Here is a 16,069-nt window from a genome sequence, read left to right as displayed (position 1 = left end):
TTCATCGATCCACATATATAGCATTCGTAAAGGCGATTAATGTGCGAACTCCACGAACGATACCTTTTAGCTCAGCCCGAATCCATAGAAGTTCATCGCCAGGAATTTCGATCTCATAATTCGGCTGATCCATAGTAACGAATTGCTCGCTTAGAACACCGGAATTCCCTATCAAGTTTAGCGTATAATGGGGTTCCTGAAAATCCCAAATCTCTTCCCGCACATGAAAATCAATGTTTACATGGACCTTATAACTGTGGGAGTGATCCTGCCGAGAAACGACGGCGCCGACACCGTAGCACGCAGTATCTGTCCGAATTTCTAGCGTTACCAAAGGTCCCATGGTTACCGATACTTTACCAGCCGCGAGTGCACGCACCGCTCGGTTCGTCACCGTCCCTTCTCCGTCATCGATGTCGAGATACGTCACCGATACCGGTTCATCCGTTTGCTCTTGGGCGTGCCAATCTCGCCCTGACGTAGCCGCAATCCGTAAGCCTTCATTAAGCTTATCGGTCCACAAACGGTAGGCGCGGTCATTGTCCGTTTTAATCGAAGGAAACGTGCCTGACCAAACCTCGATATAATCAATATCGTTCCAATCCTCGATGTTGAATTCCCAGAAACAACCTGTACAAATTGGACTTCCAATGCGATAAGGATGTGCCATTCCGACAATCCCTCCGCTCCTATGAACATCGGCAATTCCTTTATGGATATCGTCTGGGCCCGCCGGACGCCAATCAACAAAATTGGTCAATCCTATCGTCACCATATGCCCATAAAAGGTCGTCCATTCCATCCCGGAAATGATCGAAATTCCGGTTTCTTGCTCCACGGCTGCTTTATCATGCAAACCCGTCATGGTATTGTGGTCGGTCAACGCAATGCACTCGAAACCAAGCGCCTTTGCGCCATTAGCCAGCTCCATGAGCGTTTGTCTTCCGTCGCTGTGGAACGTATGACTGTGTAATTCGCAAGCAATCCAGGGCATGCCGCTATTCCTCCTCTTGATGAATTTGCAATGTGTAACGGCAGCTTTCTGTAACAATCGCATGCAAACTTAACGTAACGTGCCACATGCCTGCTAGCATTTTACCACTGACAAAGCCTGGGGAGGCTTCCAGCTCACTTATAACTAACTGCTGCTCAGGATCATGCCGATGCCCTGCACCGCGGTGCCTTTCAGGGTCGTCGACCGATACGGTTATTAAGTTTTTCAGCGGTAGGAAGGTTTCCCATTTCGCCTGAATCCGTTCACGCTGATCAGGTTCCGTATACTTGTTTATACTCTCGAAAATCATTGTTTTCGATTGTTCCCGATCTTCTAGATTTTTGGGTTCATAAGCAAAATGAATCCTTAGCTTTCCAGCCTGCGTTCCTAAGTGAAACCGATACGAAATATGTGTTTTGGAGGAATTGGGATGTACAATTCCTTGTACATCCAGAATAAGTTGACTCATCGTGACCTCGCACTCTCCTCCGTGATCATACTGCGGATATAAAAGTATCCCATTACTGAACATAGCAGGAACGTAAAGAATGCGATAGCCGCAGCTAGTTGTTTTTCTTGGAAAACGCCGAAAACTTGTTCCATGGATACCCCTAACATTTGTGGAGCATTGGGTCCAATCAGAAATGGTGCCGTAAACGAACCGATCACGCCCATGAATACAAAAGTAACAGCAACGAGCAAAGTCTTATACGTAAGCGGCAAAATGAAACGGACGAAGATTTGTAATCTACGTGCCCCAACATCCTTCGCGCTTTCAATGACTGAATTGGGGACAGCAGATAAGGCTGATCCAAGAAGCATCGTTGTAAACGGAATGTTAAACCACAAATTAGCGATAATAATCCCCTTCATGTCGAAAATAATACGCGGCATTTCTCCTCCATTGACCAGAAGTAACATTCGGGATACCCAACCGTGATTGCCAAGCAATTGAATTAAACCGTAGGTAGCGATGACGGATGGGATAAAGATTGGAATCATGTACATGTTGCGAATCCATTTCACCATCGTACCGTTATTGAACCTCATATAAGCTGCCAGGGCGTAGCTAATAATTAGTACGAGAATGACCGAAATAATCGTCACTTCCAGCGTAAATATGATGTTGGAGCGCATCAGCTTATCCGTAAATAAATACGTATAATTGGATAAATCGTAACCACCCGCCTTGTTGGTCAGGCTTTCTTTGAACGAAATGATGATCGGAATGACGACAGTGACAAAGAGCAATAAAAAAGAGGGGATGACCAGAAGCAATCCCAGTATCCCCATTTTCATTTGTTTACTCATTGGGCAGCAACATCACTTTGCCAGCGTTTGGTCATATCTTTGTCCAGTTCGCCGATATTGAAGGAGCGGAATCCTTCGGATGCACCCTTGAATGAGTCTTGAATTTCTTTAGACATATTTGAAAGCTTGATCCCTGGGAAACCATGCATTTTGTCTACAACCACAGCTTGTGCCTCAGAAGAAAGAACGAAGTTCAGGAATTTGTAGACCGCATCCTTCTTTTCCGAAAGCTTAGGTACCATTAAGTAGGTTGGTCCACCGTTAAATCCTGGCTTGATTTGCGCCATTTTTGTTGTTTTTGGAAGCTGACCTTTTGCCAATTGCTCAAGAACCATATCCGACCATGCCGGTATCATATCCACTTCACCGCTCGTCAGTAAATCTAAAGTCCCTTGATTTTTCTTTGGATAAATACCTTTGCCGTATACGGATTTCCCCAGTTCCTTGAGCAGCGCAAAGCCTGGATCCCAACCTTTTTCAACACTTGGATCGGAATTATGGATAGCTTCTTCTGGCAGGAATTTATATAGAGTTGTCGCTACAAAAGAATTACCGGAACCCCCTGTGGATGGATCATTGTAGGCGAATTTCGCCGGATTTTTCTTGATCCAATCATACAGCTCATCCAAATTAGTTGGAGGCGTCTTTACTTTATCACTGTTATAAGCCAATACGACCGCAGATGAACGATAAGGAATAGCGAGATTAGAGATATCTTTTAACGTTTTCTCATCTACATTTGCCAAGTTTTTAATTTTGTCGCCTGGTAAAGTGTCCCAGAGGCCATCTTTTTGGCCGCGAGTTACATAAGACAAGCCATCTTCATATAAATCGATATCGCCTGAGCCTTTGTTAGCTTGCTTTGCAGCTGTAATACGGTCATAGGTTGGTTGTGCGCCTGTTCCTGAAGGAATGTAGACTGGTTTCACTTTAACATCCGCATTTTGTTTCTCGAACATAGGAATCAGCGTATCCCACAGATCTTTTACATTTTGTGAGCCGGTAAAATAGAAGTTAAACTCGACAGGCTGTTTAGTGCCAGCTGTTTCTTTGGCCGGACTGGTGCTTTGAGTTGCAGAGCTGCCGCACCCGGATACAAAAACAGCGGTAGCGGTCATTAACGTCACTAACATAACAGCGGATTTCTTGCGAAACATAGATAATTCCTCCTTGGGATATGGGTCTAATTTTCCGGATAGGCTAAAACTTTTGCAAAGCTTGCTTTTACTCGTTGCCCTGTATGAAGATCCTTGACGAAATCCCGTGGTTGAAACGCCCGAATTGTGCCGTACGCTGGCAAATCGATAGACACTTCGGCATAATGCCCAAGTACCATAACCTGTTTGATCACACCGGAAAGACCTTGTCCCTCTTCACCCTCTATAATCACGTCTTCAGGTCGAACTGCCACATTTACTTGCCCGGACAGATTTTTTGTATTTGGAAAACTTAGATGCCCTACGGTCAACCCGCCGGCCGTGATCACCCCTTTCAAAAAGTTCATTTTTCCAATAAATTGGGAAACAAACAACGTACTCGGTTCATCGTAAATTTCTTGTGGAGTAGCAATTTGCTCAATATTGCCTTGGTTCATAACGACAATGCGATCAGAAATCGATAGCGCTTCTTCTTGATCATGAGTGACAAATACCATCGTAAGGCCTGTCTTGGATTGAATTTCTCGCAGCTCTTCTCTCATCTCGTGACGAAGCTTCGCATCAAGTGCGGAAAAAGGTTCATCCAGCAAAAGAACGGCTGGGTTAAGGAGCAAGGATCTCCCAACCGCTATGCGCTGTTGCTGACCCCCGGAAAGTTCACCCGGATATTTGAGCTCAGCTCCAGGTAAGCGAACCAGCTGAAGCACTTCGTTAACAGCTTTTTCGATGTCAGCCTTTTTCATCTTGCGTATTTTGAGACCGAATGCCAGGTTGTCAAACACCGTCATATGCGGCCATAGATTGTAACCTTGAAACACCATGGAAGTCGGACGTTTTTCCGGAGGTGATTTCAGAACGCTTTTACCTTCAATGAGTATGTCGCCTGAATCTGGGTCGAGAAACCCGCCGATGCTGCGAAGCACCGTTGTTTTACCGCAGCCTGAAGGGCCCAACAGTGTGATTAACTCGCCTTTGCGAACATCGAGGGAGATGCCTGTTACGCCTTCTCCTGTTTTATAACGTTTCGTCAAATGCTGAACAGAAAGCTGAATATTCATATATACCCCCTATATTGGCGAATTGGTCTATCGTCATTTGAGTTGGAAGCCGCTGGACATAATATCTGCACTCACGAAGCGCTGCGCTGCCAGCAGTAGGATGATCGTAGGCGCCGTCAGAATAATAGAAAATACAGCGCCTGCGTAGGCTGGATAATCACTGATGATAGAGTACATGACGATCGGCATCGTTTTATAATTGGGGATGCCCACCAGAAAGGTGCCCTGGGCCTCATCAAGCGAGTTAAGGAATGTAAAGATCGAAGCCACGATAATACCTGGCATCGCCATCGGTAGTGTAATACTGCGGAATACGCGGAATGGGCTCGCCCCCACATCCCTGGCTGACTCCTCCTGAGCTGTATGCACATTGCGGAAAGCAGCCGTTGGAATCCAGGTCATGAACATGAGTACATTAATCATATGGATCAAAACAACGCCTATCAAAGTGTTCATCAGTCCAAGTTTATAAAAGAGCACAGCGATCGAAACATAAAGTCCCATTTTCGGAAAAGCATGTGTCAGTAGAAACGAGAACAAGAAAAAACGGCTAAGCGGAAAACGTATGCGAGCAAACGCATAGGCTGCTGGAATACAAAGCACAATGGATAGAGCGGTCACGATGGATGCGATCATAAACGACAAGCCGATCGATTTGGCGATATCCTCCTGCTTTAACACAAATGTCCACCACTTCAATGACCATTCGTGCGGCAAGATATCTGGGTAGGTCCATTTGCCGGTAAAAGCCAGTATAGCTAGGTTGAGCAGCGGGCCCAAGAAAAAGATGACGAACACAACAAGTATGATAAATTCCACGATTTTACGTGGCCCTATCGCTTTTAAATACCAACGCATACGGACTAACCACTCCTCTCCTATGAAAATTATTGGGTTGATTGCCGGACAATCAATTTGGGTACAAGCTGCTTAGGATTCTCAATGTTCTTTTCCTGACGGATAAGCTTGTCTAACAAGCTAAAGGCCTGAGTCCCCATCTCCTCTGTATTGACCCTAATAGTTGTTAATGAGGGTGAGAACATTGCGGCAAAATCGATATCATCAAAGCCTACAACCGCTACCTGTTCTGGAATGCGGATCGATTGCTCCAACATAAACTTCATGGCACCCAGCGCTATCATATCGTTGGTGGCAAATAGCGATGTAAACCCGCCAGCACGAAACTGCTCCCAGTGGTTGCGCATTAACTCATACCCTTCCCCGAAGGTGGAGGTTGATGCCTGTAAGATCGATGATGTTGGGATCGGAGCCCCCATTCCTGCCATGTAATTCTTAAAACCTTTCAGCCTCAAATTGTGGCTGCGATGCGTCTGCGGTCCGGCAATCACGAAAATCTGACGATGCCCTAAATCCGTTAGATACTCAGCGACCATCCGTCCGCCTTCCTCGTCTTGATTAACAATATGCATGACCCCGTCGACATCCGTCGAGCCATTGACCATCACGTAAGGAACTCCGAAATTAGTGATGTAATCAATGACGTTCCGCTGCAAGCGGCTGATCAGGATCAGTCCGTCCACCCTTTTTTCCATCATAAAATCAGCAGAGCGCAGCGACATATCATGATCTGTTGTAACGAAAACGGAATAATTCAAGCTTGCGGCTGTCATCAAAATAGCATCAAGAATTTTGCCGTAAAACGGATGTGACGCAATGGGATGATGCTGGCGATAAATCAGTACGCCAATGTTATGCGTTCTCTGTGAAACCATAGCCCTTGCAACCGCGTTGGGCTTATATTGCAATTCTTCAATCAGCTGGAGCACCCTATCGCGTACCTCCAAGCTGGTATAGCCCTTGCCAGAAATCACCCGCGACACGGTTGATTTGGATACACCGGCACGTAGGGCAATTTCCTTAATCGTAAGCTCCATGCTGCAACCTCATTTCTTCGTGTGAGACCGTTCCCACATATCAAAAATAACGTATTTTTGTTTTTCCTGTGTCAACCACAAGATAATAAATTGTAAATCTTCAAAACAATCAAATACCTTGATTACTTTCTTATGCTTCTTTTCATAAAAAAAGACCGCCTCATTGCGAGCTAAACATGCTCCCTTGGCGGTTTTTTTCAACACATATTATAAGTAACTAATTTATTGTTTGATATTTACTCGAAATAAGTTATAATGAGAACTGTAATTATTTTATGTATAGAAGGGAAGTTATTAATTATGGCAACAGTACTTTATATCACTGCACACCCGCACGATCACCAAACATCTTTCAGCCTTGCGGTAGGTAAAGAATTTGTCGACGCATATCGTGAAGCAAATCCATCAGATGAGGTTATTCATGTTGATCTGTTCAAACAAGATATTCCTCAAATTGATGCTGATGTATTCAGCGGTTGGGGAAAACTTCAATCAGGAACAGCTTTTGACCAGCTGTCTGATGCAGAAAAAGCAAAAGTAGCACGTTTAGGCGCAATCGTTGACCAATTCGTGGCTGCTGATAAATATGTTTTTGTTTCTCCAATGTGGAACTTCTCATTCCCTCCAGTATTGAAAGCTTACATTGATGCAATTTCCGTTGCAGGTAAAACTTTCAAATATACGGAAAGTGGTCCAGTTGGTTTGTTGACCAACAAAAAAGGGCTACATATTCAAGCGAGTGGCGGCATTTATTCCGAAGGCCCTGCTGCAGCATTTGAAAGTGGCTTCAGCTACCTGAAAAAAATCTCGCAATTCTACGGTATCCCTTCCTTCGAAGCCATTTTTGTTGAAGGCATGGCTGTAACGCCGGATAAAGCTCAATCCATTAAAGAAAAAGCAATTGCTCAAGCAAAAGAAGTTGCAGCTAGTTTCTAAGAAAATAGTAAGAACCCGCTAAATCTAGCGGGTTCTTTTTACGTTCAATGATTTTAATTCTTGTAATCAGTCCATATTTATACAGAAACATTTCCTTTACTGCGGCTCATTAACCAGAGGGTTAACCAAATAAATACAAAGCCTACCAGTTGTCCTACGGTCAGCTTTTGACCAAATACAACCCAGTTTATGCACACGCCTACGGCTGGGAAAGCAAGCTCAGCAAGCGTTGCAAAGAATGCCTTTGTCGATGACAGCCCCTTATAATAGAGGAGCATGCTGATCAACCCTGGGAAAAAGGCCTGGAACAGCAGGTTGACTGCGATAAGAGTTAGAACTGTAGTAGAACCGCCAACATGCCAAGCGTCGCCACTTACCAAAAGAACAACCGTTAGCAGCGGGATCGCCATCAGAAATCGCAGCGATGTTACAACAGGGAAATCCAAGTTTTTTTGAAGCAGGAACTTACCCATGACGGTCGATCCGCCCCATAAGACAGCTGCTAGAATTGAAAATAAGCAGCTTAATGTGCCTAAATCCTTCAAGCCCATCTCCGGGGAAGCAAAACCAAACGTCAGCAAGTACGTGCCTAGCAGCGCCATTACGATATAGGCAGAAAATTTGGAAGGCAGTGTCTCTTTGAGTAGTACTCGAGCCAATACGATGGCGAACAAGGGCTGCAATTTCTGCAAAAGCAGAACGGAGTTTGCACTGCCGTGAGCGAAAGCTGAAGTAAAGAGTATGGTGGCTATGGCCGATCCACCCCAAGAAATAAATAGAAGAGCGCCAATAACTGCTAGAGTTAGTTTGCCAGCTAAGGACTTGCGGTACTTCATCAGCACCGGAAGCGCATAGCAGACCAGCAGCAAATGCTCAATGAACACTATTTGTGCAGAGGTAAAACTTTTCAACAATAAGATTCGAAAGAGAGGGTCCAACCCCCAAAGTGTGGCTCCGAGTGCCACATACCAGATCCCATTGATGCCCCTGGTACTTGATGAATACAAACTTGCGCGCTTACTTCCTAGCTTAAATACATTTTCCAATTCAAAAACCTCCCAATAGGAGAAACTTTAAGAGATTAACTCAAAGATCCCTAGATGATGTTTTGAATTGAACCTTCTGAAAGAGACAATGCCCCTGTTTACAATCAACAGGGGCATTGACAAACAGACCTATTAAAAATTGAATTTTTAACAAGTTGTCCTTCACCTTCTCTCATCCGGACTATACCGTCGGCCTTGGAATTTCACCAAGTCAGTCCCAATCTATACAGACTGGGAGTCGCGGGCTTTAGACACTTACGTATCCATCACCGCCGGTAGGGAATTTCACCCTGCCCCGAAGGTTCATATTCTAATAAAGTGTATAATAACATGTTACAGTTTAACTGGCAATCCTTTTTCGCGACGATTTGCCACTGACATAGGTTGATTTTATAAAAAAAAGAATCTCCAACTGTCTTATATATCTGACAGAGAGACCCTTTATAATATCGACTGGCGTCGTTTTAAAAAAAGAAAGATAACAACGCCTATAGCAATACCAACAAATGAAAAGAACATAGGCAGCCAAACTGGACCCAAGAGAATGCCGAAAGGTTGAAACACATCCGAATAGATGATTCCTACCGTCCCCAGAAAAGCGCCTAATACAAAAGGAACATACGCATACTCTGCCGTATCTCCCCCGTCTTTATAAGCATCCCAAATACCAAACATATAGAGACAGGGGTAAAACATTAGCCAATGATAATCGGTTTGCTGGATGGCCTCTTGAATGTTTCCTTTGAAGCTGTCGATTATAATTTGATTGAGATCGGACATGTAATTCACGATAAATTCTAATATGATCAACGTGATTCCTTTGACATATTTCCCGTTTAAAAACTGACCAAACCCAGGGAGTGCGATGGCCCATAATAATTTCTCGATTTTATTGGATTTGTGCATAGTTGTCATTTGGCAGTCGGTAATTTGCCGTACTTGCTATGAATTCAGGTGAAGGCATCTTGCTATGGGATCGTTCCTCTACAAAATTTTCTCCTCTTACTTCAGGCGTAATCCTTTTTAATAAACTCACAAAACCTCTTATTATAAACAAAGTAAAATTAAGTGATGCAAATGTATGAAGAACAGACCAGGATTTCCATCTAAACAAATCGGTTTTCCTCTCTAAAAACCATTGAAGCAAAGTCATTGGTACACTAAAAAATAGACTTCTCGTAATGAGTTCAAGCGGTTTGCTTTGATAAGTCGATCTTACCCAGATAACACTTAAAAGCGGATAGAATAACAAATCGTACAAAATATTCGTGTCAAATACTTTGGCGAAAGGACGAACGGGGTACGATATCTTCCCTTTTTTAATAAAGAAGGAATCTATCGAACTTGATAAAACGCATTTCGAAAAGAATACAGTCAGATACATGAGCAGGTTTTTACGTTTCAAGATGAATGGGGCAGCTGCTAATGATGAGGCAAATAAAATCCGCAATAATATCTTTTCCATATAGATCTTCCCCCTCGCTTTTTTACTTTTGCTTCATACCTTCTAGTGTGGATAAAAGAACATTCTATTATGCATATAAGGAATAGTCAGCTAACCAAAGAAACCAAAAAGCGCTGCCGCGGGCAGCTCTTTTTATGTTTGACTGACATTTGTATAATAAGGGGATAGATAAAACACATCTCTAGTTAGACAGGATGGTATTAGATGAACGATAAAATTGTAATGCCGGTATGGACAATTGGCTTGTTCATTGTGGTCATGAATACGACGATGTTTAATGTTTCTATCCCTAGTATTATTCAAGATCTTGGCATCACCGCAGATCTCGGATCGTGGGTAATTTCAAGCTACTCCATCGGGTATGCCTTATCGACAGTTATTTACAGCAGGCTCTCAGATGTCCTACCGATTCGCAAGCTGCTGACCGTGGGGCTCTTGGTGCTTGGATCTTCATCGGTTTTTGGATTATTTGCCCGGGATTTCAATGCCTTGCTTATGGCTCGAATTCTTCAGTCCGCAGGTGCAGGGGCGATGGCCGGACTTGGTTTGGTTCTGGCTAGTCGATATATTCCGATCGAAAGACGGGGGTCAGCCATCGCCATGATTTCCGCAGGGAGTGCTATGGCTTTCGGGCTCGGTCCGATCGTTGGCGGCTTGATTAGCGAATACTTTGGTTGGAACGGGTTATTTGCAGTTACATGTCTAGTTCTGGTCATACTTCCGATTCTCGTGCGTTTGCTTCCCAAAGAAAATGCGACAGCCTTTCGGTTCGATATTCTGGGTGCTCTCTTAACGATCGTCAATGCTACTACGCTGCTTTTAGCTGTGACACAACTTTCTGTCTCCTGGCTTGTCGCGAGTTGTCTTTCATTGCTTGTACATACTTGGCACTTGAAACGAGCGAACAATACGTTCATTAACCCTGAACTATTAGGCAATCCAGCTTATCGTAAACTTGTTACGATTGGGTTTTGTATCTTAGTATTGAACCTTGGCAATTTATTTCTAATGCCGTTGGTGTTAGCCAAGGTCTTTGATCAATCGGCTATGATGATTGGCTTAACCATTGCGCCAGGGGCTATTTTATCGGCCTTCTTAACACGTTTCGTCGGACGATGGATTGATCGATACGGTAATCTACGCTTTATGTTTATAGGGCATTGTATTTTATCTTTCGTGATGATCGCTTTTTATTTGACTCTCGGCGCTTCACCACTTGTTATACTTCTTGGATATCTTTGTTTTTCTCCTGCTTTTTCAGCAACGATAGCGTCTTTGAACAACGAGACCTCACGTATTCTTCCAAAATCATTAATAGGATCGGGCATGGGGCTCATGCAGCTTATCCAATTTTTTGGAGGTTCAATTTCTGTTGCGATTTGTGGCATACTACTCGAAATTCAAAAGAATACGTCACTTCCTTATTCATTTAAGCACGTCTATGGCCTTCTATTTTTGATAGGTCTGAGTTCTCTGGGCATGTTGCTTTGGTACAAGCTGACAGCACCTGTGCCAGCTTCCTATGGAGATAAATGATAAATCCTTTTTTAATTGGACAATCTAATTTTTAGAGGTGATATAGATATGAACGAAACTCAATTAAAACTAACTTCGACTGAAATCGGAGCTTTGTGGGGGCAATATGTAAATGAAACTATGGTAAATCAAGTAAATAAATATATGCTTTCCATTATAGAAGATACGTCCATTAGAGAGATTTTTGCCGATGCAATAAAAATATCAGAAAATCAATTGCAGCAGATTTCGACTTTTATTCTTAATGATGGATTTCCATTACCCATTGGGTTTTCAGAAGCAGATTCCAATCCCAATATTGGAAGGTTATTTTCCGATATTTTCTGTTTGGATTATTTGTATCTCATGACCATACATGGTTTAAATGGTCACGTATATTCGCTTACTACATCAGTTAGAAGAGATTTAAGGGATTTTTTTGATTCCTGTTTGACGGATGGAAAAAATATGTACCAACGTACCGTTGATTTATTACTTGAAAAGGGGCACTTTCAAAGAGACCCGTATTTTTTCCCCCGTGCAAACCCAGAGTTTATTGATAGCAAAAAATATCTTGATGGTTTTTGGGGAGATAAACGTCCTCTTTCAGCCATAGAAATAGGTAATATTTCCCTTAACTTAAAGAAAAGTATTATGGCAAAAACACTTGGAATTGCATTTAGTCAAATTGCCGGAACCAAAGAAATAAGAAAATTTCTAACAGATGCCGTTCAAACGTCAAATGACCACATTCAATTGCTAAGTAAAAAACTAAAAGATGATAATTTACCTGTTCCGATGTCATGGGAAACGGAAATAACGGAATCTACAGATTCACCGTTTTCAGACAAACTTATCATGTATCACACTGGTTTTTTGTTTCTAACTTCTCAATCCTATCATGGATTAGGACTAGCGGGTTCCATGAGGTCTGATCTAATTCTTGATTATGAGCGAATCATTCTCAAAGATCTAACTGTGGCAAAAAATTGGTTTGATCTCATGATAAAAAATAAATGGTTGGAGCAACCTCCAATTGCACCAAACAGAAAAGAAATTGCTAAAGACCAATAGTTTTCCACCTATGATTAAAGCCCTCTCTGTAGGTGTTCAAAGAGGGCTTTTCAGTGATTATGAAATTTAGTTTTATATTTTATATATTATTGTTTCATAGCTATCGATCCATAGACTGGATGAATCATTTTCAGAGCGGCGGTCGTCTCTTCCGGTTCGATAGATCATATTTTTACGGTCCTTGATAACATCGCCTGCTAACGCATCACTGTCAAATTGAACAAACAAAACATCTTTTGACAAGTTAACTATGATTAAATACTTACAATCCTCGTACTGCCTCAAGTAAGATAAAACCTGCTCATCAGAGTTGCGAATGAACGTTAATTCTCCCATCCAAAATGCCGGATTGTTGGTCCGAAGATGAATCAGAAATTGATAGTGCTCGAACATATCCATATCGAATTGATCCCAGTTCAGCTTATATTCATCGAATAAGGATGTCCATGTTTCCAACGTACTCTCATTAAATTCCTGCCCCATCATCATGCATGGAACACCTTCAAGCGTCAGCAAGATAGAAGCAGCAGCTTTTGCAAGCTTTTCCCCAAAATAGTTACATGCTCTTGACCGTTCTTTTTCCTCCAGCCAACTCATTCTTAGCGCATTCCTAGGGAAGCTGTACTTATAAGAGTTATAAATCGCTATAAAATCGCTCTGTGTGATTGTACCGTCAACCATATCGCTTATCAGAATGCGGGGACTGCCGTCGTAGGTCAAGTCACAAGATTCAATATGATGATACTCATCGTAGGACTGTGAGATCAGGATGAGATCAGCTTTCACTTCTTGCAGCGCATGCTTAATTTCAGAGAGAAAATCAAAGGGAGTTATGTCCGAATCGTCTAATCGAATACCATCAAAATCAAACTGAACTATCCAATATTTCATAGCCTCAATGACATATTTCCTCATCTCGCGGTTACTAAATTCTAGCCCAGCGAAATACGCCCGATTGGGAACATCATAATAGATCTCATCTTGTTCATTTCGAGTAAAATATTCCGGATGGCTTCTTGTCATAATGTGATCCACACTTGTACGGTTCAACACCCAATCCATAATGACTTTGATCCCGTTGTCATGAGCTTTTCGAATAAATGAGCGTAGATCCTCTTTGGTTCCGAAGCTGGGATCAATGGAATAAAAATCTTTTACCGCATAGGGATCGCCATACTTACCTAACCTTCCCTCATGTCCAACTTCGTTGAAAGGCATCAGCCAAAGTGTATTTATTCCGATTTTTTTAAAATAGTCGATTCTGTCTGTTAGTCCATTAAAACCATTTTCGGTAAACGCCCTGAGATGAAGTTCATAAATCACCGATTTTTTAATCCAGTCGGGACTTTGGATAGCCATAAAGTTTTCATACATATATCCAGGTTGTTCTTTTGAAATATCATGGGTTCGGATCAGTACTTCTCCCTGTTCAGTAACCGTAATAGCGGAGTTATTTTGCCCATCTTCCGACACACTCGGATTCAATGGGTCCAAAATCCATGCCTCTCCATTCACTACAAACTTATAAAGATGTCTACCCTTAGGTATTGCTAACTCAATCTCCCAACCTTTCGCATCTTCCCTTTTGTTCATATAGTTTCTATCGCCATTCCAGTTATTAAAGGTCCCTGCTAAGGCGACACTATCAACTTCAATCTCTGTGTAATAAACAAACCGTACGCCATTTGTTCCTTTTGTTGGAAAGTCAGGTGACATTGTATGAGCTCCTTCATATTAATCTCTTCTCCTATAGTAGCAGTAAAGAAAAAGGCTGCCCATATCCGAATCCACTCCATTATGATGCTATTCTGTTGTGATCATTGAGCCCATGCCAGTAGTTTCATGAGTTCGGGCTATCATAGTCTCTTTAAAGCTTTTAGGGGAACATTGATGGAGTCTTTTAAATAACTTGTAGAAATGGGATATGTTCGGTAAGCCAACCTGTTCAGCAATCTGAGCAATGCTAAGATCTTCGGTCAAAAGGAGACGTTCGGCATATTTGATTCTGCGGTGAATCACATAGTCCGTGAAGGAAATGCCCAAGATTTGTTTGAAATATTTAAGGAAATAGGTATAGCTGAAATTGACGAGATCGCATGCTTGCTGGGCGGTTATTTTATTAGATAAATGGGCTTCCACGTAATCGAACACTGGCTTTAGGTTGGAGTCGTTTATCGATCGGTTTGGTCCTAACAATCCTATGTTGTCATGACGTAATAATAAAAAAATACATTTCTTTACCAAATAGTTCATTGCGAGCTCATAGCCCCTCTGCCTCTGCTGATGTTCTTGCTGCAATTCAATGACCGTGCTGTAGAATTGTTGACGCAGTTCCGAATCTTTAAACAATGTGTTTAGTTCGACTAAAGGTAGCATTGACTCCTGAAACAGATACAAGTATGGAAGCATGTTGGAATCAAAGAAGGCTTCCAGCTCAAATTGAAGTGCTACATAATCAACGACCTCGTTTTGTTTTCTCAGATCGAGATGGGGTTGGCAAGAACCCAATATCAGCACATCTCCCGCTTGCAAGTGGTATACCTCAACAGGTGTGTGAATTTCCATTCTTCCGGACCGAACAGCTATAATCTCTATTTGAGGATGGAAATGCCATCCATCTTGACATATTTTCATGCTGTTAAAGCTAAGCACTTGAATACGAAGAAGAGGATCATCATAATGAATCGGCTCTTTAAATATGTTCATATTGTTCCTCCAAAACGTGCTAACAATTGTTACTATTCAAAAAAAACAGAGCCTTGGATACCAATGCTCCGTCTAGTTCCGTTTATAAATTTTCTAGAGCTTTAGGAATAACTACACTAAACTTAGTGCCAATCCCCTTAGTACTTTTAACATGAATTTCCCCATCTAGGGCCTCAATAATTCGATAGCACACCATCAAGCCCAGCCCAGTCCCTTTATCCTTAGTTGAATAAAAAGGAACACCCAACCGAGATAATTGATCTTCCGTCATGCCGACTCCAGTATCAATAATTTCGATCACAACATCATTACTATTGGCATACACATTTATCGTTAGTTGACCATCTTGTTCCATGGCTTCCACAGCATTTTTCACTAAATTGATCATTACTTGTGTAAATTTCTTTGCATCTGCGTTTATGCATAAAGAATCTTCAATATTATAATTTAGGATGTGACCTTGCGAAGTTATATACGGCTCGATAATTTTCAAGACGGTATTTAGGTGTTCTTTCACATTAACTTTCTCGTATCTGTCGGCCTGCGGCTTCGCATACATAAGGTATTCAGAAATAATGGATTCAGCTCTATCTATTTCTTCTAGAGCTAGTGTTGAATATTTTAGATCAGTGTCATTATTCGAACGCGACTTTATCAATTGAATGAATCCTTTGGAAACTGTCAATGGATTACGTATCTCATGAGCAATTGTAGCAGCCAACTCCCCTAAGACATTTAGCTTCTCAGAGCGATGAATTTCATCTCTCATCTTTACGTTATCTTTCATTGCCTCGATAATGTAAAGCGCACTCCAGGAACAAGTCACAAGTACAAAACAATAAAAAACAAAAAAAGTAAGATTTTGAAGGATGATATCATCGGATTTTATGATACTACCCACTGTTACTAACA

The 16,069-nt window shown here is 42.1% G+C and carries 16 protein-coding genes and 1 riboswitch; of the genes, 3 read left to right on the top strand and 13 right to left on the bottom strand.

Translation table 11 applies throughout. The features are described 5' to 3' along the window. Position 1: 1 nt before the first annotated feature. Genes AC58UU_RS31210 through AC58UU_RS31180 form a run of 7 tightly spaced genes read right to left on the bottom strand, consistent with a single transcriptional unit; the run spans position 2 to position 6,415 of the window. Entirely contained in the window at positions 2–994 is a 993-nt protein-coding gene (locus tag AC58UU_RS31210; RefSeq protein WP_497321364.1) for a CehA/McbA family metallohydrolase, read from the bottom strand. Positions 995–998: 4 nt separating this feature from the next. Then, a complete protein-coding gene (locus tag AC58UU_RS31205) occupies positions 999–1,463 on the bottom strand; it encodes a hypothetical protein (protein WP_497321362.1) in 465 nt (154 codons plus the stop codon). Then, the gene (locus tag AC58UU_RS31200) at positions 1,460–2,305 is read right to left on the bottom strand and encodes an ABC transporter permease (protein ID WP_497321361.1); all 846 of its coding nucleotides are present in this window, start codon (positions 2,303–2,305) and stop codon (positions 1,460–1,462) included. Before AC58UU_RS31200 ends, AC58UU_RS31205 begins: the two co-directional genes overlap by 4 nt. Next, positions 2,302–3,462, bottom strand: coding sequence for an extracellular solute-binding protein (locus tag AC58UU_RS31195; RefSeq protein ID WP_497321359.1), 1,161 nt, complete (start codon positions 3,460–3,462; stop codon positions 2,302–2,304). The genes AC58UU_RS31200 and AC58UU_RS31195 overlap by 4 nt, the downstream gene beginning before the upstream one ends. A 26-nt stretch (positions 3,463–3,488) precedes the next feature. After that, positions 3,489–4,520 carry an ABC transporter ATP-binding protein gene (locus AC58UU_RS31190; RefSeq protein WP_497321357.1) on the bottom strand — a complete coding sequence of 344 codons (1,032 nt, stop codon included), beginning with the start codon at positions 4,518–4,520 and terminating at the stop codon, positions 3,489–3,491. Positions 4,521–4,553: 33 nt separating this feature from the next. Further along, positions 4,554–5,378, bottom strand: a complete 825-nt coding sequence (locus AC58UU_RS31185; RefSeq protein ID WP_171689923.1) for an ABC transporter permease — start codon at positions 5,376–5,378, stop codon at positions 4,554–4,556. Positions 5,379–5,407: 29 nt separating this feature from the next. Further along, the gene (locus AC58UU_RS31180; RefSeq protein ID WP_497321356.1) at positions 5,408–6,415 is read right to left on the bottom strand and encodes a LacI family DNA-binding transcriptional regulator; all 1,008 of its coding nucleotides are present in this window, start codon (positions 6,413–6,415) and stop codon (positions 5,408–5,410) included. Between the two features lie 300 nt (positions 6,416–6,715). Here AC58UU_RS31180 and AC58UU_RS31175 point away from each other — a divergent pair, with 300 nt between their 5' ends. Then, complete coding sequence (locus AC58UU_RS31175) at positions 6,716–7,351, top strand: FMN-dependent NADH-azoreductase (RefSeq protein ID WP_497321355.1); 636 nt, start codon at positions 6,716–6,718, stop codon at positions 7,349–7,351. A 77-nt stretch (positions 7,352–7,428) separates the two neighbouring features. Here the strand turns inward: AC58UU_RS31175 and AC58UU_RS31170 are convergent, their stop codons facing one another. The 3 genes from AC58UU_RS31170 to AC58UU_RS31160 form a co-directional block, all read right to left on the bottom strand. Then, positions 7,429–8,397: a DMT family transporter gene (locus tag AC58UU_RS31170; protein WP_497321354.1), complete on the bottom strand. Its 969-nt coding sequence runs from the start codon at positions 8,395–8,397 to the stop codon at positions 7,429–7,431. 160 nt (positions 8,398–8,557) lie between these two features. Then, a riboswitch (FMN riboswitch) is annotated at positions 8,558–8,704 on the bottom strand. Positions 8,705–8,838: 134 nt separating this feature from the next. Then, positions 8,839–9,312, bottom strand: coding sequence for a hypothetical protein (locus AC58UU_RS31165; protein WP_497321353.1), 474 nt, complete (start codon positions 9,310–9,312; stop codon positions 8,839–8,841). Next, entirely contained in the window at positions 9,287–9,862 is a 576-nt protein-coding gene (locus AC58UU_RS31160; RefSeq protein ID WP_497321351.1) for a CBO0543 family protein, read from the bottom strand. The genes AC58UU_RS31165 and AC58UU_RS31160 overlap by 26 nt, the downstream gene beginning before the upstream one ends. A 204-nt stretch (positions 9,863–10,066) precedes the next feature. On the opposite strand from AC58UU_RS31160, the gene AC58UU_RS31155 reads away from it, so the two are divergent. Then, entirely contained in the window at positions 10,067–11,398 is a 1,332-nt protein-coding gene (locus AC58UU_RS31155; RefSeq protein ID WP_497321350.1) for an MFS transporter, read from the top strand. 48 nt (positions 11,399–11,446) lie between these two features. After that, complete coding sequence (locus AC58UU_RS31150; RefSeq protein ID WP_497321348.1) at positions 11,447–12,451, top strand: DUF3231 family protein; 1,005 nt, start codon at positions 11,447–11,449, stop codon at positions 12,449–12,451. 72 nt (positions 12,452–12,523) lie between these two features. Here the strand turns inward: AC58UU_RS31150 and AC58UU_RS31145 are convergent, their stop codons facing one another. The 3 genes from AC58UU_RS31145 to AC58UU_RS31135 all read right to left on the bottom strand — a co-directional run. After that, positions 12,524–14,167: an alpha-amylase family glycosyl hydrolase gene (locus tag AC58UU_RS31145; RefSeq protein WP_497321346.1), complete on the bottom strand. Its 1,644-nt coding sequence runs from the start codon at positions 14,165–14,167 to the stop codon at positions 12,524–12,526. Positions 14,168–14,254: 87 nt separating this feature from the next. After that, entirely contained in the window at positions 14,255–15,157 is a 903-nt protein-coding gene (locus AC58UU_RS31140; RefSeq protein WP_497321345.1) for a helix-turn-helix transcriptional regulator, read from the bottom strand. A gap of 82 nt (positions 15,158–15,239) precedes the next feature. Further along, a partial coding sequence (locus tag AC58UU_RS31135) for an ATP-binding protein (protein WP_497321344.1) occupies positions 15,240–16,069 on the bottom strand: 830 nt, incomplete at its 5' end.

The organism is Paenibacillus sp. JT22N1 (assembly GCF_059692155.1).
The sequence above is the reverse complement of the archived record's forward strand: the minus strand, read 5'-3'. Positions and strand labels throughout refer to the sequence as shown.